The organism is Aliiroseovarius sp. F20344, from assembly GCF_023016155.1.
Taxonomy (GTDB): Bacteria; Pseudomonadota; Alphaproteobacteria; order Rhodobacterales; family Rhodobacteraceae; genus Aliiroseovarius.
The window spans coordinates 1,392,980-1,409,634 of the sequence record NZ_JALKBG010000008.1 but is presented as its reverse complement, the minus strand read 5'-3'; the positions used below and the strand labels follow the sequence as shown (position 1 = coordinate 1,409,634).

At 56.2% G+C, this 16,655-nt stretch carries 15 protein-coding genes; 6 read left to right on the top strand and 9 right to left on the bottom strand.

The genetic code is table 11. The features are described 5' to 3' along the window. Positions 1-4 precede the first annotated feature (4 nt). The 6 genes from MWU55_RS15880 to MWU55_RS15855 all read left to right on the top strand — a co-directional run bounded on the left by MWU55_RS15880 (position 5) and on the right by MWU55_RS15855 (position 5,217). Entirely contained in the window at positions 5-1,264 is a 1,260-nt protein-coding gene (locus MWU55_RS15880) for a nitrous oxide reductase family maturation protein NosD (RefSeq protein WP_246937789.1), read from the top strand. Further along, a complete protein-coding gene (locus MWU55_RS15875) occupies positions 1,254-2,150 on the top strand; it encodes an ABC transporter ATP-binding protein (RefSeq protein WP_246937787.1) in 897 nt (298 codons plus the stop codon). The genes MWU55_RS15880 and MWU55_RS15875 overlap by 11 nt, the downstream gene beginning before the upstream one ends. Further along, positions 2,147-2,968: an ABC transporter permease subunit gene (locus MWU55_RS15870; protein WP_246937784.1), complete on the top strand. Its 822-nt coding sequence runs from the start codon at positions 2,147-2,149 to the stop codon at positions 2,966-2,968. The genes MWU55_RS15875 and MWU55_RS15870 overlap by 4 nt, the downstream gene beginning before the upstream one ends. Then, on the top strand, positions 2,965-3,483 hold the full coding sequence (locus tag MWU55_RS15865; protein ID WP_246937782.1) for a nitrous oxide reductase accessory protein NosL: 519 nt from the start codon (positions 2,965-2,967) through the stop codon (positions 3,481-3,483). Before MWU55_RS15870 ends, MWU55_RS15865 begins: the two co-directional genes overlap by 4 nt. Next, entirely contained in the window at positions 3,480-4,379 is a 900-nt protein-coding gene (locus MWU55_RS15860) for an FAD:protein FMN transferase (RefSeq protein ID WP_246937779.1), read from the top strand. Before MWU55_RS15865 ends, MWU55_RS15860 begins: the two co-directional genes overlap by 4 nt. Positions 4,380-4,518: 139 nt before the next feature. Next, on the top strand, positions 4,519-5,217 hold the full coding sequence (locus MWU55_RS15855) for a Crp/Fnr family transcriptional regulator (protein WP_246937777.1): 699 nt from the start codon (positions 4,519-4,521) through the stop codon (positions 5,215-5,217). Between the two features lie 12 nt (positions 5,218-5,229). On the opposite strand, the gene MWU55_RS15850 is transcribed toward MWU55_RS15855, so the two are convergent. The 9 genes from MWU55_RS15850 to MWU55_RS15810 all read right to left on the bottom strand — a co-directional run bounded on the left by MWU55_RS15850 (position 5,230) and on the right by MWU55_RS15810 (position 16,645). After that, on the bottom strand, positions 5,230-5,649 hold the full coding sequence (locus MWU55_RS15850; RefSeq protein ID WP_246937774.1) for a plastocyanin/azurin family copper-binding protein: 420 nt from the start codon (positions 5,647-5,649) through the stop codon (positions 5,230-5,232). Positions 5,650-5,713: 64 nt separating this feature from the next. After that, positions 5,714-7,540 (bottom strand): NapC/NirT family cytochrome c, encoded by a 1,827-nt coding sequence (locus MWU55_RS15845; RefSeq protein ID WP_246937772.1) that lies wholly within the window; start codon positions 7,538-7,540, stop codon positions 5,714-5,716. 101 nt (positions 7,541-7,641) lie between these two features. After that, on the bottom strand, positions 7,642-9,318 hold the full coding sequence (locus MWU55_RS15840; protein WP_246937770.1) for a cytochrome D1 domain-containing protein: 1,677 nt from the start codon (positions 9,316-9,318) through the stop codon (positions 7,642-7,644). A 274-nt stretch (positions 9,319-9,592) separates the two neighbouring features. Then, a complete protein-coding gene (locus MWU55_RS15835; RefSeq protein WP_246937767.1) occupies positions 9,593-11,146 on the bottom strand; it encodes a phosphomannomutase/phosphoglucomutase in 1,554 nt (517 codons plus the stop codon). 45 nt (positions 11,147-11,191) lie between these two features. Next, positions 11,192-12,403: an ABC transporter permease gene (locus MWU55_RS15830; protein ID WP_246937765.1), complete on the bottom strand. Its 1,212-nt coding sequence runs from the start codon at positions 12,401-12,403 to the stop codon at positions 11,192-11,194. Between the two features lies 1 nt (position 12,404). Beyond that, positions 12,405-13,109 (bottom strand): ABC transporter ATP-binding protein, encoded by a 705-nt coding sequence (locus MWU55_RS15825; RefSeq protein WP_246937762.1) that lies wholly within the window; start codon positions 13,107-13,109, stop codon positions 12,405-12,407. Continuing rightward, positions 13,102-14,346, bottom strand: coding sequence for an efflux RND transporter periplasmic adaptor subunit (locus MWU55_RS15820; RefSeq protein WP_246937760.1), 1,245 nt, complete (start codon positions 14,344-14,346; stop codon positions 13,102-13,104). The genes MWU55_RS15825 and MWU55_RS15820 overlap by 8 nt, the downstream gene beginning before the upstream one ends. A 128-nt stretch (positions 14,347-14,474) precedes the next feature. Next, complete coding sequence (gene nagA, locus MWU55_RS15815; protein ID WP_246937757.1) at positions 14,475-15,617, bottom strand: N-acetylglucosamine-6-phosphate deacetylase; 1,143 nt, start codon at positions 15,615-15,617, stop codon at positions 14,475-14,477. After that, positions 15,614-16,645 (bottom strand): SIS domain-containing protein, encoded by a 1,032-nt coding sequence (locus MWU55_RS15810; protein ID WP_246937754.1) that lies wholly within the window; start codon positions 16,643-16,645, stop codon positions 15,614-15,616. Before MWU55_RS15810 ends, nagA begins: the two co-directional genes overlap by 4 nt. Positions 16,646-16,655 lie beyond the last annotated feature (10 nt).

Sequence of the window (16,655 nt, the reverse complement as noted above, 5' to 3'; positions counted from 1 at the left end):
GACGATGCGCTGGCTCCTGACCCTTGGATTTGTCCTTTCTGCCACCTGCATGCAGGCGGCCGATTGGGACGTGCCCAATACGCCAGGGGCTATTCGCGAAACACTGGCTCGGGCCGCAGAGGGCGACACGCTTCGCCTGCGGCCCGGGACCTATCTGGAAACTGTTGTGCTGGACAAGCCCATCACGCTTGACGGGGCTGGCCATGCCACCATCGACGGGCAGGGCAAGGGCAGTGTGATTACCGTGACGGGTGATGACGTCACCGTTCAAGGGCTGACCGTGATCGGCTCAGGGTCTGAACATGAAGGCATCGACAGCGGCATCCAGCTTACAAAAACCGCACATGCCCCGATTATTCGGAACAATGTGGTTCTGGGCAATCTTTACGGCATCGATATCCACGGTGCGGATGATGCGCTGGTGTCAAACAACCAGATCGAAGGCCGCCAAGACCGCCGCATGAATGCGCGTGGCAACGGCATCTATGTCTGGAACGCCCCCGGCGCGATTGTCGAAGGAAACGAGGTTCGTTGGGGCCGCGATGGCATCTTCGTCAACTCGTCTAAGAAAAACATATTTAGAAACAACACTTTCCGAGATCTGCGATTTGCCGTGCATTACATGTATGCCGATAATTCCGAGGTCACGGGTAATGTATCGATCGGTAATCACCTTGGTTATGCGGTCATGTTCTCAACCCGCGTGAAAGTGACCGACAATGTGTCGATCGATGACCGCGACCATGGGGTTATGCTGAACTATGCCAATCGCAGCGTGATCACCGGAAACTATGTTAAGAACGCGGCTGAGAAATGCACGTTCTTATACAATTCGAACAAAAACGATTTCTCGGGCAACTGGTTTCAGGGCTGCGGGATTGGCATTCATTTTACTGCCGGGTCCGACAACAATCGCATTGTTGGCAACAGCTTCATCGGCAATCGAACACAAGTGAAATACGTGTCGACCAAATGGGTCGAATGGTCTGAGGACGGGCAGGGTAACCACTGGTCCGACTTCGCCGCGTTTGACGTGGACGGAGACGGCGTGGCCGACGCGCCCTATCGTCCCAATGACAGCATGGATCACGTACTGTGGACCCAACCCGCTGCAAAAATGCTTCTTGGCTCTCCGGCTGTTCAGCTGGTGCGCTGGTCTCAATCCGCTTTCCCCGCGCTTTTACCGGGCGGGGTGGTGGACTCTCACCCACTTATGCAAGCACCGAGACCGCCTGCAATCGCAAAGGTGCCCCATGACGGATAACGCACTGACTATTGAAAACGTCCGGAAGGATCGCGGCAGCGCGACTGTTCTTGATGACGTGTCCCTGATCGTACAACCCGGCGAGCGCGTGGCGCTTCTGGGTCACAACGGGGCCGGAAAATCGACCCTGATCAAAACTATTCTGGGCCTGACACCACTCACGGCTGGCCGGATAAGCGTCGATGGCGCGAATCCCGGCTCTGCTCAGGCCCGACGGCTGACCGCTTACCTCCCCGAAGCGGTCAGCTTCCACCCTGCTCTGACGGGCCGCGAACAGCTAACCTTGTTTGCGCGCCTTGATGGGCAGGCCGCGGATGTGCCTGGTCTGTTGGACCGTGTGGGGCTGTCCGACGCGATGGACCGCCGGATCGGTGCCTATTCCAAAGGCATGCGGCAACGGCTTGGGTTGGCACAGGTACTGCTTGGTAATCCCAAAGTGGCGTTGTTGGACGAACCCACCAGCGGTCTTGACCCGATCTCGCGGCAGGATCTGTACGCCATCATAGATGAGCTGGCCGGGCAGGGGACAGCAGTTTTGATCGCCAGCCATGCCTTGACCGAGGTGGAAGCCCAGACAGATCGGATCGCCATTTTGCGCCAAGGCGTGAAGGTGGCTGATGATGCGCTTGAAAGCTTGTCGGCCCAAGCTGGCCTGCCGACCAAACTGCGCATTCGCGCAACGGGCACCCATGCCGATCAGATTGCCGAAACGATGGGCGGCACACGCATAAACGGCGCCTCGGTCGAGGTCCTTTGTACACCTGACCAGAAGATGGCCCGGCTGCGCGATGTGGCCGCCATGGGCGAGGCTGTTGCGGACATTGAAATGACACCGCCGCGGCTGGAAGACCTCTATCGCCATTATGCCAAGGAGGGGATGCAATGACCCGTTTCCTGTCCATCGCTGCTACAGAAATGCTGATCCTGCGTCGCAACCGTTGGCTGCTAATGGCGACCATCATCATGGTGTTATTCGCGCTTGCGTTGACCTTTGCTGGCAGTGCGCCTACGGGCACGTTGGGCGTTGATATGCTGACCATTTCGGTCACGTCGATGACGACGCTATCCGTCTACCTCGCGCCATTGCTGGCGTTGATGATCAGCTTCGATGCTATCGCAGGCGAGGCTGAACGGGGCAGCTTGTCGCTGCTACTGTCCTATCCTGCCGGGCGCGGAGAAATCTTGCTCGGCAAATTCGCAGCCCACCTCGCGGCGCTTGGATTTGCCATGACCGTCGGCTTCGGTTCGGCGGGCGCCATTGCGGCGTGGTCAGGCGGGGCAGGGGCAGACAGTCTGATTGCTCTGGCGCGTCTGATCGCGACCTCGATCCTGCTGGGCGCGGTTTTCCTTGGGCTTGGTTATCTGGTGTCTGCCCTGTCGCGCAGCGCGACCGCCGCGGCAGGCCTATCCGCCGGGCTGTGGCTGGTCTTTGTTGTGCTCTATGACCTCGGCCTTCTGGGCGCAGTGGTAATGGATGGCGGCGGCAGCTTCACACGCTCAATCTTCCCGTGGCTGATGGTGGCCAACCCGGCGGATGCATTCCGGGTCTGGAACATCGCTGCCTCGGACGGTGTTGCTTTGGCATCTGGCATGGCGGGCGCGGCGCAAACCTTGCCTGCATGGGCAGCGCCTGCTTCGTTGGCCATCTGGCCGGTTCTGGCATTCCTTCTGGCCCGCGCCGCTTTCAAGAGGGTCGAACCATGAAACGCATATTCTTTCTCGCGGTACTAACGCTCGCCGCTTGCAACGAAGACGAAGCGAAAACGCCCCCACCGCCTGCCGATCTGACGGAACAAGCGCTGAGTTATTTCTGCCAGATGAACATCGCCGAACATGGCGGCCCGAAGGGGCAAATCCATTTGGAGGGCCACCCAGCCCCGCTTTTCTTTGCGCAGGTGCGTGATCTTATGGCGTATCTGAAAAGCCCCGAACGCGAGGCTGCGATTACGGCCGTTTACGTCAGCGATATGGGCGTTGCCCCCAGTTGGTCGGAACCGGGCATTTCGAACTGGATCCCCGTTGGCGAAGCGAGCTTCGTGGTCGGTGCCCGCGTTGCGGGTGGCATGGGAGCCCCTGAAATTGTGCCCTTCGCTGAACCAGAAAATGCCACCGCATTTGTTGAAACCTATGGCGGAGAGGTGTTGCCGCTTGATGCAATCCCCGATGATGCCGTTTTGGCCCCAGTCGACCTGACTCTCACTCTGGAGACCCCATCATGACACGCTTTGATCGCCGTCGCTTCTTGACAATCACAGCGGCTGCCATGGCTTTGCCATCCGCTGCTGCGGCCTCTACTGTTGCGCGCTGGACCGGGCGGGCCTTGGGCGGGCCTGTTTCCATGCAACTCACCGGTCTGAGCGACGCCGAGGCGCAGCCTATTTTTGCTGCAGTCGAAGCCGAGCTTGTGCGACTAGAGGCAATTTTCAGCTTGTATCAGGACAATTCTGAGTTGGTCCGCCTAAACCGGGATGGGCAGTTATCAGCGCCATCGGCTGAGCTTTTGTCCGTGCTCAGCCTGTGCAACGCACTGCATTCTGCAAGTGACGGAGCATTTGATCCCAGCATCCAACCCTTGTGGCGCGCGATCGCGATGACCAAAGGGGATGACGATATTTCCGCAGCGAAACAGTCGGTTGGTTGGGCTCGTGTTCGCTTTGACACAAAGAATGTCCATCTTCCAAAGGCGGGTGCTTTGACCCTGAACGGCATTGCGCAAGGGGCGATCACGGATGCCGTGGTTGATCTTTTGAAACGCCATGGGCTTCAAAACGTGTTGGTCGATATGGGTGAAATTGCAGCTGTTGGGAACGGACCAAACGGTCCTTGGGGTATTGGCGTGGTGTTCCCCGATGGCACGCTGGTACACCGGTTGACCGCTCATGATCGAGCCATAGCCACGTCTGTCCCCGATGCGATGACCATTGGCGCTGGCAGTGGCCATATTCTGACCCCGTCAGGGACGCGCGCGCGCGTGAAAATAGCATCGGTTTCTGCCCCTCGTGCGGTGCTTGCGGATGGGCTTTCCACAACGCTATGCCTCGTACCCAAAGAGCAATCATTAGACGTCTTAAAGGCATTTAACGGCGCGCGTTTGGAGTATTTCGAACGAGCTTAGATCATTCTAGTTGGGTCTTTTGGGGACATTAAACAGATTGGCCAAACCCGATCTGATTTGCCCTCTATACAATCCGGCAAGTTGCAATGCGCCTAAGGAACGGCGTATTCATTTACATATCAAGCTAAGGGAGCCAGATATGCAGCCAGAGCATAAGGCGGTGGCGCATCAGTCGTTGCTGTTAAGCAGTATGCCATCGGATGATGCCGAAGCATTGCTTTCGCGCGCCAGCGTGAGCAACTATGACCGTGGACAAACAGTTTTTCTGCAAGGTGAACGGGCAACCGCCATCTTCATTGTGGTTGCTGGCTGGGCAAAGCTTTATCGTATTGCACCAAGTGGAGCCGAAGCCGTTGTGGGTGTGTTCACCAAAGGACGCAGCTTCGGCGAGGCACTGGCTTTTAGGGGGGATGTCTACCCGGTTTCATCGGAAGCTGTGACGCAATGTACCCTTTTGCGCATTGATGCCGAGGATTATCTGCGCCGTATCCGAGAGGCACCGGAAGCTGCAATTTCATTGTTGTCAGCAACTTTTGTGCATTTGCACAACCTCGTTTCCCAGATCGAAGCCCTAAAAGCGCGCACTGGAGCCCAGAGGGTGGCCGAGTTCCTGTGCGAGCTTGCCGAGTGTCAGACAGGCGAGTGTGAAGTTGTGCTTCCCTATGACAAGATCCTGATTGCAGGCCGTCTTGGTATGAAGCCCGAAAGCTTAAGCCGAGCTTTTGCCCGGCTGAAGGATGAGGGGGTTCAGGTCAAACAGAATCGCGCCAAAATCAGAGATATCGATCACTTGCGTATCTATTGTGAAGAAGATCCCGCACAAGCGTGGTTGCGGTAAGAGTTAGCCAGTTTATTTCCCGGCGACTGTAATCATCCCGATCATCTTCTGCGTTTCCCAATGCGGACCACAAAGATATTCCTGGTCACCCTCGGTCAAGAATGTGAACTCGATGGCCTCCTCGGGGAAGGCGCGATCACTTTCGGGCTCGTTCGGGACAATGACGCTGTGGCTGGTGCGTTTATCGACATTCACCCAACGGACGGTGGTTCCGACGGGAACGACCAGTTCGGCGGGGCAGAAATTGTACTTGTACATCTTCACCACAATGACGCCCTCTGCTTCAGCCGAGGGTGTGCCGGTGAGCTCGACATAGCGTTCTTCTGCTTCAGCGCAGATGGTCGCGGTTTTGTCGTCGTCAGCAAACACAGGAAGTGCTGCACATAGTGCGACAGAGAAGGGCAGGGTCAGTTTTTGCAAGATATGAAACATGGGTGAACCTTTCCTACTTTGGAAAAAAACGCGGCGGTCGGTTGAGGTGACCGCCGCGTCAGTTTTACTGTGCGACCACGTTAATCGCGGCTTCTGCATTATCCAACGCGAGCGTGGTATTTAGCGTTACATGGTGGAAACGAGCAGCTGCATAGTCATCGTGGATTGCAAAGCCAACAGTATAAGTTTGGCCTGCTTCCAAGCTGACGTCTCCGGTCCCTCCGGCCAGAGGTCGTGAGAATGTCACCGTCCAGGTGCCGTCCGGAGCGAGGTTGGCTTCGGCAGCCATTTCACCATCATTCTCGACCCGTCGATCCAACAGATACCCGTTCGAAGACGATCCATCAGCGTACACGCGCATCAGATCCAAGAACGTACCATCAGCCAGAAGCTGATCGATTTCTGCGGGGTCTTTCAGTTGATCCCAACCGCCTTGGGCTTTACCACGACGACCTTTGATCTCGATCTTCGTCCGGCTTTCGGCCAGATATTTGGTGATCGTTTTATCGGCTTGAAGCTGAGAAGCTACAGCGCTGTTGGCTGCGATTGCTTCAGTGCCCGGGTCAAATGACATGTAGCTGTTATCTGCGTGACAGCTTGCCCAACACCCGACTTGTGAGCCCAATTCAATCCCAGTTCCGGTGATCATCATGCCAACCTTGATCTGGTTGTCAGGGTCCATTTTGCCGCCTTCAACAAACGGGACGGGATTGTGGCCACCATCCGTCCATTGCAGACGGAAGTAGATGTTCTGGTCGTCGTATGTGGCCTGTAGCGAGGCATTGATGAAGCCGCGTTTGCCAGAGATCGGAGTGGGTTCAAGCTCATCTCCTTTGCCGCCACCGCCAGCCACAATTTTGTTGCCAATCGTCTCAAGCTCTTGTGCGTGACAGGTGGTACATTGATCGCCACCTTTGGTCAGCGGACGCGCGCCCCCGTGTTGCTTTCCGTTCTGCACCCACTCGAACGAGGCCTGGCCCGGGTAGAAGAGGGTTAAATCGGTGGTGGGCACACTATCCCATGCCACATTCCCGGCAACCGCATCACCTGATGGTGCAGCGGCTGGATTGCCTGTGGTCGCCTCCTGTGTTGGGGTGGATGTATTGGCCAGTTCTGCTTCTACCTTGGCACGTTCATCCGTGCGTGCGGCTTCAACGGCCGCCATGATACGTGCTTTCTGGGCTTCTTCATCGGCTTTGCGTGCTGCGGCTTCTTCCGCTTCTTTCGCTTCTACGCGGGCAAGGCTGTCCAAATACGCCTGAGGAATTTCGCGGATGAATTTCGGGTTTGGTGCCTCAAGGACCTCCAAATACTCCTCTTCGGCGCGATCACGTACATCAAGGTGCGCGATACCTTTGTGACAGTCGATACATGTCTGACCGCTTTTCATCGCATTAAGGTGCTGTTGGCGCGCACGGGGGGCCTGATACTCGGGCATCATGCTGTCGAAGTGGTGACAGTTGCGGCATTCGCGGCTGTCTGTGGCCTTCATCCGTTCCCATTCGTTCATCGCCAAATGCAGTCGTTTGGCATCGAATTTCTCGGGCGTGTTGATCGTGCCGACCGCTTTGCCCCAAAGCTCTCGCGAGGCTTTGATCTTGCGGATGATTTTGTGGGTCCAATCCTTGGGCACGTGGCAGTCGGAACAGACAGCGCCAACGCCCGAACGGTTCACGTCGTGGATTGTCCCTTTGTATTCTTCATAAACATAGTCTTCCATCTCGTGGCACGAAATGCAGAAATCCTTGGTGTTCGTGGCTTCCATGGCGGTGTTAAATCCACCCCAGAAGATAATCCCGGCGACGAAGACGCCGGCAACGCCTGCAAGCGGCATGCCCCAAAATAGCGTGCGTCGCCAAAGTGGCTTTTTGGGTTTTGGACCGTTGGTCATTGTCCAGGCTCCGTATTAGCTGGGTTGATGGTCGGCCCCGTGAGGGACAGCAAAAAAGGGCGGGCGCTTGGCCCGCCCCCTTGGGTGTCTTTAGGTCGCCATTAGGTGACGTGGTTCGAACGGTTGTAGACGTTGAACTTGCCGGTCGGGGCGTAAAGGCCTTTCACACGGGCTTTTTCTTCAAGCGTCTGGGCGTCATAGATAACCATTTCGCCGTTCGGCTCTTTCGAAGAAGCACGGTTCCATTTTGAAACCCAGACCTCGGTACCATCCTTATTGAACTCGAAGTGAACGGCGACGTTGCCTTCCTCTTCGGTGATCTGGATGGTTTTCACGATCTCACCGGTTTCTTTCGAGATGACCTGAACCGACTGCTGCACTTCAAGCTCTGGGTGCTTCGTCTGGTCAGCCCAAACGTAGTTAGAGTTCGGGTGCGTCCGGATGAACAGACCTGCACCATCGGTTTCAACCTCGTAGCAAGTCTTCCACGCGTTGTCGGCGTTGCCTTCAGGGTCGTTGCCCCAAACTGTTACAGTGCCTTCACCCAAGTGGGTTGTGCCAGCAACAGGACCACAGTTCGGATCGTTCCAGTTGGCGCCTGGGCCGGGGTGCGGCAGCGGAGCAGTGTCGATCATCGCCTCAAGCTTGCGCTCTTTGGTGTCGACAACAACCATCTTGTTCGAGGCGTTCGCCGCGATCTGGAAGTAACGACCTGTTGGGTCGAAGAAACCATCGTGCAGGAACTTGGCTGAGTTGATCTTGTCGATCCGCAGGTTGTCCAAGTCAGAGTAATCAACCTGCCACAACTGGCCCAGTTCTTTCACGGCAACGATCCATGTGGGTTCGTTCGGCGTGGTGTAGATGGCAGCCACACGGCTTTCTTCTACATAGTCGCCGTCCACGTTGGTGCCGCGGGTCGAAACCACTTTCAGCGGCTCCATGGTTTGTGCGTCCACGATCGCGAAGTGCGGAGGCCAGTAAGCGCCACCAATGACGTACTTACCATCACCGGACACAGCCACGTCACGCGCGTCATACCCAATGGTAACCTCTGAGACCAACATCTTGTCTGGCGTCTGCCAGAGGTCGATTTTAGTCATCTTGCCGTCGCGGCCCATTGTGTACCAGAAGCGGCCCGGATTTTCCGGTTCTTCCAGCTTGTGGTGTTCGGACGCTTTCAGAACGTGCACAGCATAACCCGTTGGGATGTGTGCCAGAACTTCTTTGGTGTCACCGTCGATTACGGCCACTTTACCTACGTCACGCTCGATGACGACGAAGAAGTTTTCCCAGTTGCGGCCGTGCAGCGGCTCGGTTGGGTAATCGGCTTCTTCGACATAGACCTTGCGGGTCTCTTTCATCATGGCCAGTGACATTTCTGGCGGCTTGGGCGGATCCATTTGGATATAGGTCGCCATATCCTTGATTTCCTGCTCGGTCATGATGTCCGAGAAGTTGTTCATACCGCCTTCGGTACCCCAGGAGATGATTTTCTCCAGGCGTTCCTGACCAAGCTTCAGTGTGCCACTGACGGTTTCTGTGCCGTCAGCGTTCTTGGTTTTAACAACCGGCTCAAGACTTTTACCGGTTGCACCTTTGCGCAACACGCCGTGACAACCGGCGCAGCGTTCAAAGTAGAGTTGTTTAGAGGCTTCGAAAGCCTCATCGCTTAATGTGGGACCTTCGGCCATAGCTGGCAGAGCGACGCTGCCTAGCATCATGGCAAAGCCAATCCCTAGCGAACTGCGGATTTTCTTTTGGGTGGTTCCAAGTGACATGATCACTCTCCGTTTGCTTGGTGAGGCAACGGGACAGTGCGCCCAAAAGCGGCGGGGGAACTTGACAATAGTCAACGAAGCTCTCGAAAATGTGAGTTCTCTTCTTTCAGCCTTGGTCGCGGACCATTACATCGCATGGATTGGCTGCGTCATCCGGTAACCGATTGAGCGCCGATCGTTGACTGCATCTGAGGGCCTACATCGTACTTATTGCAAGCGCCGCGAGCGTTGTGGCAATCTCGAACCGTTTTGCCGGAACATCTAACGATGCCGATCAGGTCGTCGTGTCAGCGTTCTTTTCTATGAGCTGCACAATCTCAGAAACCAGCGTTTCGATAGCTGGGCCATCTTTGTTCGTTTCGACGTTCAGTCTTAAAAGGGGTTCTGTGGAAGACATGCGCAGATTCATGCGCCACGTGTCAAAACTCATGCTCAGGCCATCCAGCCGGTTGATGTTATTTGCTGTTGCTTCATAGGCAGTGAAAACCTTCTTCATGCAGGCTTTTGCGTCGCTCACAACAAAATTCCGTTCACCGGATGATGGGAAGTCAGCTTTCATCTCGGCCACCAGCCCTGCAAGGGTCTGTTCTGTGCGCCCCAAATACTCAATCAGTTTTAGCCAAGGGATCATCCCGCTGTCGCAGGACATGAAGTCGCGAAAATAGTGGTGGGCGGACATCTCTCCGCCATAGATGGCGCCAGTGTCACGCATGGCCTGCTTTACATGAGCATGGCCGGTCTTTGAAGTCGCGGCAGTGCCGCCGTGGCGTTTGATCTGATGTGTGGTGCTCCAGATGACACGCGGATCATGAACGATCGTTTCGCCGGGAGTGTCCGTAAGAAATGCGGAGGCCAGCAGTCCCACAACGTATTCCCCTTCGACAAACGCGCCTGTGTGGTCAAAGAAAAAACAACGATCGAAATCTCCATCCCACGCGATCCCAAGATCAGCTTTTAAACGACGCACGGCGTCGGCTGTTTCTTGGCGGTTTTCGACAAGCAGAGGGTTTGGAATGCCTTTGGGAAAGCGACTGTCAGGCGTGTGGTTGATGCGGACAACGTCTAAGGAATTTGCCGCGTCACCCAGCGCGTCAAGAATGGCGTCGAAAGCGGGTCCAGCCACCCCATTGCCTGCATTCACCACCAGCTTCAGGTTGCCGATCTCCGCCTTGTTAACAAGGTTAATGACATGCGCGGCATAAGCGGGCCGGGGATCTTGCTTGGACACGGTGCCGGGGGTGCTGACCTTAGCCTTTGCCGAAGGCCTTGTGGAGGCCAGCATGGCCACTTCATCAAACTCTTGCGGTGTCAAAGGGCGGCTGCCGGGCCCAACCAATTTCATCCCGTTGTAATCGGCCGGGTTATGCGATGCCGTCACCTTAATCCCGCCGCAGGCACGGTAGTGATCGGTGGCAAAATAGACCTCTTCAGTGCCGGCAAGCCCAATGTCGATCACATCTACCCCCAGCGACACCAAACCATCGGAAAGTGCCTTGTGAAACTCGGGGCTGGTGTGTCGGCAATCATGCCCTAGAACTACAGTCTTGGGTGTCATGACCTGCACAAATGCCAAGGCAATGTCGCGCACCACAGAGGCATCAAGATCAACACCGATTTGCCCCCGGATGTCGTAAGCTTTAAAGCAGGTTAGACGTGAGGGATGTGAAGTCTTGCTCATGTCATATCCCATTGTTCCGGCAAAGAAAGCGCCCGTCTTCCATGGGTATTGCGCCTTTGCACCCATACCCAAAATTGTCATGTGATTGTCGTCGTTTCGATCATGGTCGGATGGAACGCCAATGTCCACAACGGGCGAAGGAAATCTCATAAACCTTGGCTGGTTGACCTTGCCTGATCTGCACGGATGCGTTTGTCATTCGTGACGCAATGCCTCGATTGGATCAAGACGTGCGGCGCGACGTGCGGGGAAGTAGCCGAAGATAACGCCAACCAGCGCCGAGAACCCGAATGCAAGCAGGATCACACTGAAGTCCGGCGTGAAGGGGATCGAGAGCCATTTCGCACCTAAGATCGCGAAGCCGAGGCCCAGACCAATACCGATCAACCCACCGATCAAAGACAGGATTACGGCTTCTACAAGAAACTGTAAAAGAACCTGACGCGCCTGCGCGCCAATCGCTAGACGGATGCCAATCTCACGCGTGCGTTCTGTGACCGAGACCAGCATGATGTTCATGATCCCAATGCCGCCAACCAGAAGACTGACCGCTGCAACCGCCGAAAGAAGGCCAGTCAGGATGCCGGTGATCCCGGATAGCATCGTCGCGAATTGCTTCATGTCGAGCACTTCGAAATCGTCCTCTTCCCCCCGGCCTATGCGCCGCAGATCACGCATCAAAAGGGTGATTTCCTCCATCGTGTCTTCAACCGATGCACCGTCGCGTACAGAAATGTAGAAGGCCAGAACTTCGGTATTGCCTGCAATTCGGCGATGATAGGTCTTCAGAGGTAGGATTACGAAATCATCCTGATCACTGCCAAAGGTGGATGCGCCTTTCGATTTCAAAAGGCCGACGATTTCGCAGGATAGCGTCTTTACGCGGACTGTTTCTCCAATAGGGTCCGAGTTTCCAAACAGGCTTTGGCGTACGGTTTCACCGATGATGCAGACAGTTCGCCCAGACTGTATTTCGCCGGTTTCGAAGAAGCGGCCACGGAGCAGCTCCCAGCGTGCGGCTTCGAAGTAGCGGTTGTCAGTTCCAACCACGTCCGTGCGGCGGTTTTCGTTTCCAAATATCACGCGGGCGCGAGTTTGACTGATCGGCGCAGAAATAGCGACATCGGGGATCTGGTCCTGCACCTCGTCGTTCATACGTATTGAGAACATCTTTGCCGCGGTTCCACCGGGGCCGCCTTGCATGACGTCTTGTCCCGGCATCACCATGACGACGTTGGTGCCCAGTTTCTCGACATCAGCGGTGACTTGTGCGGTTGATCCTTGTCCGACGGTGACCATCGCGATCACAGCGGCCACGCCGATGACGATGCCCAAGACCGTCAAAAGCGAGCGCATCGTGTTCCGGAAAATGGCCTGAATGGCCAAGCGAACGGTTTCCCACAACATCTCAGGCAGCCCTCGGTTTACGGTCGTCGCGTTCGATGCGTCCGTCCACCATCCAAATCAGCCGTTCCGCATAGTCCGCCATGTCTTGTTCGTGTGTCACCATGATGATGGTCAAGCCTTCGTCACGGTTAAGGTGCTGTAACATCTCGATGATTTCGACAGACGTTTTGGTATCAAGGTTTCCCGTCGGCTCGTCTGCAAGAACCACTTTCGGATTGCTGACAAGTGCTCTGGCGATTGCGACCCGCTGCTGTTGGCCTCCTGACAGCTCGCTTGGGTCGTGATGGGCACGTTCCTCAAGGCCAACTTTTCGCAGCGCTTCAAGCGCCGCCAGTTGGCGCTCAGCGCGTGGGACGCTCTTGTAGATCAACGGAAGCTCAACATTTGCCAAAGCACTTGTGCGCGGCAAAAGATTGTAACCTTGAAATACAAACCCCAGATATTGCCGCCTAAGCAATGCGCGCTGGTCGCGCGTTAACGTGCCGACTTCAACCCCGCAGAACCTGTAGTTGCCACTTGTCGGGGAATCGAGGCATCCGATCACATTCATCGCAGTTGATTTGCCGGACCCGCTGGGGCCCATGATGGCGGTGAACTCTCCGGATTCGATGGTCAGGTCAACATGATCCAGCGCCCGCACGGCAATCTCGCCTTCGCCATAAACGCGGCTGATATCTTCAAGTTCGACAACAGCGGTCTCAGCCATCGATCTGATCCGTAATCAGCACGTCGCCTTCCACAAGTGACCCATGCTGAATGACCGTCATACGCCCATCGGTTTGACCCGCAGTGACGGCGATTTCTTGCGGTACTCCATCCTTCAGAATCCAGAGCGTCTTATTGTCAATTTCAGCACCCGCATCCTGCATATCAGGGATCAGCATACCAAGAAGTCCGCTGCGGTCTTCGTCATCACCCGTATCCATTTCTTGCGGAGGCGTATATCGAAGTGCCGCATTCGGAACCACGAGAGCATCGGAGATCTCGGCAACGACGATGTCGGCCGTTGCGGTCATTCCAGGGCGCAGCAGAAGATCCGAATTATCAACGGTCAGGATTGTCTTATAGGTAACCACCCCGTCCACAATCTCGGGCGAGACGCGGACTTGCGTGATTTCGGCGAGGAATTGTTTTTCATCATAGGCATCTACGGTGAAAGAGGCCTTTTTCCCAACCGCAACACTGCCGATATCAGCTTCGTCGACATTCACCTGCAACTCCATCTGCTCCAAGTCTTGGGCGACGGTGAAAAGTATCGGTGCGGACAAGGACGCGGCAACGATCTGTCCCGGATCTACCGTGCGATCCAGCACCACGCCATCAATGGGGGAACAGATACACGCGCGATCAAGATCGGTCTGGTGCAGATCAAGGTTCGCCTCGGCCAGGGCTCTGTCAGCCACCGCTGATTGAAGCTCCGCCTGTGCCCGTTTGAAGGCCGCTTGCTTTGTGGAAAACACCTGCTGAGAGGTCACGCCGCGTGCTTCCAGATCAAGCGCGGCTTCATATTTCTCGCGCGCATCGTCTAGCAATGCCTGTGCGACAGCAACACGAGCGATTGCCGCGTCAAGCGACGCCTTTGCAATCAGCAACTGGGCCTCAAGTTTGCGCGTGTCGAGCCGCGCCAGCACTGTGCCAACGGTCACGGTGTCGTTAAAATCGACTTCAACCGATGCGAGCGTGCCTGATAGCTCGCTTGAAATCTCAACCAAGTTCGTTGGTTCGATTGTCCCCGTCGCTGTGACCGTCACAACAAGATCGCCGCGACTGGCAGTGGCAGTTTCGTATTCAACTCTCTCGGCCCCTCCGGGTCGAAGGACAGCAAACCAAAGAGCCGCTACAGCAATGAGTGCAGCAAGAGACGACCACAGCCAAAGCCGCCCGCGCCACTTTGGTTTCCCAAGTTGCAATGTCTGCGAGATATCTTCGCGAACTTCATTCATCGATAATCCTGCCAATACAGCCTTATCGAAATCTACAGTGATATTACCGGGCGTACCTTGATCCTGATCAGTTAGTCTCAGACCATAAAGTCGGGTGTTTAAGTTTCATCCATGGAAAATGGAGCTGACTAGGGCGCCAGCAGAGAAACACGGCTTAGATCCTCAGAGATGCGGATCAGGTCGGCTAGCTCGCAGGCAACGCTGCTTGGGGCGATCAAAGGTGCTCCGATCAGCGCCGCAGGCGTATGTGTCGCAGCATTCAGCGCGTCTTCCAACGGGACGCCCACCTGTTTGACCATCACGCGGACTGCTGTGATCAAATCCAGATCAGCGCCTGCCAATGTGCCATCCTCAAGCGTCAGGCGTCCATCTTGACGGCAGATGGTCCGGTTGTTGAGCTGAAACGACTTGGCATCTGACCCAGCGACCGCCATCGCGTCGCTTACCAGAAAGATACGCCCGGGTCCGGTTTTTGCAGCCCACGCGGCGCGGATGCTTTCAGGGTGTACATGGATGGCGTCAGCAATCAGTCCCGTTGACACGGCCCCACGGGAAAGTGCCGCCCCAACAAGGCCGGGCTCGCGATTTCCAAGCTGGCTCATGGCGTTGAACAGATGCGTGACACAGCGCGCACCGGCGTCGAAATACCGCCGACAGGTTTGATAATCAGCATCGGTATGTCCAAGCGATACAAGCACGCCTGCATCGGCGAGGGCGGTAACCTGCGCCTCGGTCACGTTTTCAGGGGCGATGGTGACTTTCAGGCAGGGCAGGGAGTCGGCAACCTCGATCAAAACGGCAAGGTCTTCGGGCTCCATTGGTCGGATGAGATCGGCGTCATGGGCCCCTTTGCGTATAACCGACAAATGCGGCCCTTCAAGGTGAAGCCCTGCAATGCCGGGTACACCTTCGCGAATTGCATCAATCGTTGCGTTGATTGTGGCGCGGGTGTTTTCAGGCGTGTCAGTGATCAGCGTGGGCAGGAACTGCGTGACCCCAAGCGCGCGATGTGCGCGGGACATGCGCCGTAGAGTTTCGACCGATGGGTCGTCGTTCAACATGATCCCATCGCCACCGTTTACCTGAAGATCTAAGAAGCCGGGGCTGAGGATGTCACTGGACAAATCGATCACTTCGCCGCGGTCTGGCAGGGTGTCTTCGGGGCCAAAGCCCGCAAGCTTCCCGCCCTCAAAACAGATCGCGTGATCGTCATGGAAGCGAACACCATCAAAGATGCGTCCACCACGAAATGTCACCACATCTAAGGTCATACCGTTTCTGTCACTTTCTTCAGATGGCGCGGCGTGTCTGGGTTGATCCCACGTCGGGCCGCCACAGTTTCAACCATGCCATAGAACGACACGATCGAGGCCACGGGATCGGTAATCCAATGATCGGTTCGAACATGCGGAAGGCAGGTCGCGCTTTTGACGCGATCCGATGTTGCGAACGCCAGCGCGCCCTTGTCCGCCAACGCATCAGCAACTTCGGCCACGCTGTCCTCGGCCGCATCGCGGGCTGCAAAGGCGATCACCGGAAAGCCCGGTTCTACGATGGAAACGGGGCCGTGCAGAACTTCGGCTGAGGAATAACTTTCGGCGTGGATCTGGCAGGTCTCTTTGAATTTTAATGCGGCTTCATTCGAAATCGCCCAGCTGGGACCGCGTCCAAGGGTGAACAGGGAACGCCCATCCACGGCCTCGACCACAGACGACCAGTCGCATTCTGTTGCCTTTTGCAAATGGCCGGGCAGGGCGTGAATTGCTTTGAGCAAAGCGGCGTCTTCTTTGATTTGCGCGAGCAACCACACTCCAGCCACAAGGGACGTGACAAAAGTTTTTGTCGCCGCAACGCTAAGCTCTGGACCCGCGTGGATCGGCAGGGTCGCCGTGGTGGCTCGCGACAAAGGGGAAGTCTCATCATTGGTGATGGCCACTGTGTAAGCGCCGGTTTTGGCGAACGCTTCCGTGAGCCGCACGATGTCCGGGCTTTGGCCCGACTGTGACACCGAGATGCACAGCGATCCTTCGCCCGCAACATCGACGCCATAGATCGATTTGATTGATGGTCCGACGGATGCCATGGGCAGTCCAAGCAGCAGCTCGCTAACATATTTCAGGTAAGTCGCCGCGTGATCGGATGACCCACGTGCGACCGACAATAGGAACCGAGGGTCGCGGGCGCGAATTTCTTCGGCAGTGGCCAGAACACCTGTACGACCTTCGGTCAAAAGGCGTTCAACAGCATCTGGGATCTCGTTTATTTCGCGCCGCATGCGCGTGGTTGTATCAGAGGACATGTCAGGCAGC

Excerpts from the sequence above, each read along its gene's own strand:
- MWU55_RS15880 (WP_246937789.1), top strand. The coding sequence starts at position 5 with ATGCGCTGGCTCCTGACCCTTGGATTTGTCCTTTCTGCCACCTGCATG.
- MWU55_RS15875 (WP_246937787.1), top strand. The coding sequence starts at position 1,254 with ATGACGGATAACGCACTGACTATTGAAAACGTCCGGAAGGATCGCGGC.
- MWU55_RS15870 (WP_246937784.1), top strand. The coding sequence starts at position 2,147 with ATGACCCGTTTCCTGTCCATCGCTGCTACAGAAATGCTGATCCTGCGT.
- MWU55_RS15865 (WP_246937782.1), top strand. The coding sequence starts at position 2,965 with ATGAAACGCATATTCTTTCTCGCGGTACTAACGCTCGCCGCTTGCAAC.
- MWU55_RS15860 (WP_246937779.1), top strand. The coding sequence starts at position 3,480 with ATGACACGCTTTGATCGCCGTCGCTTCTTGACAATCACAGCGGCTGCC.
- MWU55_RS15855 (WP_246937777.1), top strand. The coding sequence starts at position 4,519 with ATGCAGCCAGAGCATAAGGCGGTGGCGCATCAGTCGTTGCTGTTAAGC.
- MWU55_RS15850 (WP_246937774.1), bottom strand. The coding sequence starts at position 5,649 with ATGTTTCATATCTTGCAAAAACTGACCCTGCCCTTCTCTGTCGCACTA.
- MWU55_RS15845 (WP_246937772.1), bottom strand. The coding sequence starts at position 7,540 with ATGACCAACGGTCCAAAACCCAAAAAGCCACTTTGGCGACGCACGCTA.
- MWU55_RS15840 (WP_246937770.1), bottom strand. The coding sequence starts at position 9,318 with ATGTCACTTGGAACCACCCAAAAGAAAATCCGCAGTTCGCTAGGGATT.
- MWU55_RS15835 (WP_246937767.1), bottom strand. The coding sequence starts at position 11,146 with ATGAGATTTCCTTCGCCCGTTGTGGACATTGGCGTTCCATCCGACCAT.
- MWU55_RS15830 (WP_246937765.1), bottom strand. The coding sequence starts at position 12,403 with ATGTTGTGGGAAACCGTTCGCTTGGCCATTCAGGCCATTTTCCGGAAC.
- MWU55_RS15825 (WP_246937762.1), bottom strand. The coding sequence starts at position 13,109 with ATGGCTGAGACCGCTGTTGTCGAACTTGAAGATATCAGCCGCGTTTAT.
- MWU55_RS15820 (WP_246937760.1), bottom strand. The coding sequence starts at position 14,346 with ATGAATGAAGTTCGCGAAGATATCTCGCAGACATTGCAACTTGGGAAA.
- nagA (WP_246937757.1), bottom strand. The coding sequence starts at position 15,617 with ATGACCTTAGATGTGGTGACATTTCGTGGTGGACGCATCTTTGATGGT.
- MWU55_RS15810 (WP_246937754.1), bottom strand. The coding sequence starts at position 16,645 with ATGTCCTCTGATACAACCACGCGCATGCGGCGCGAAATAAACGAGATC.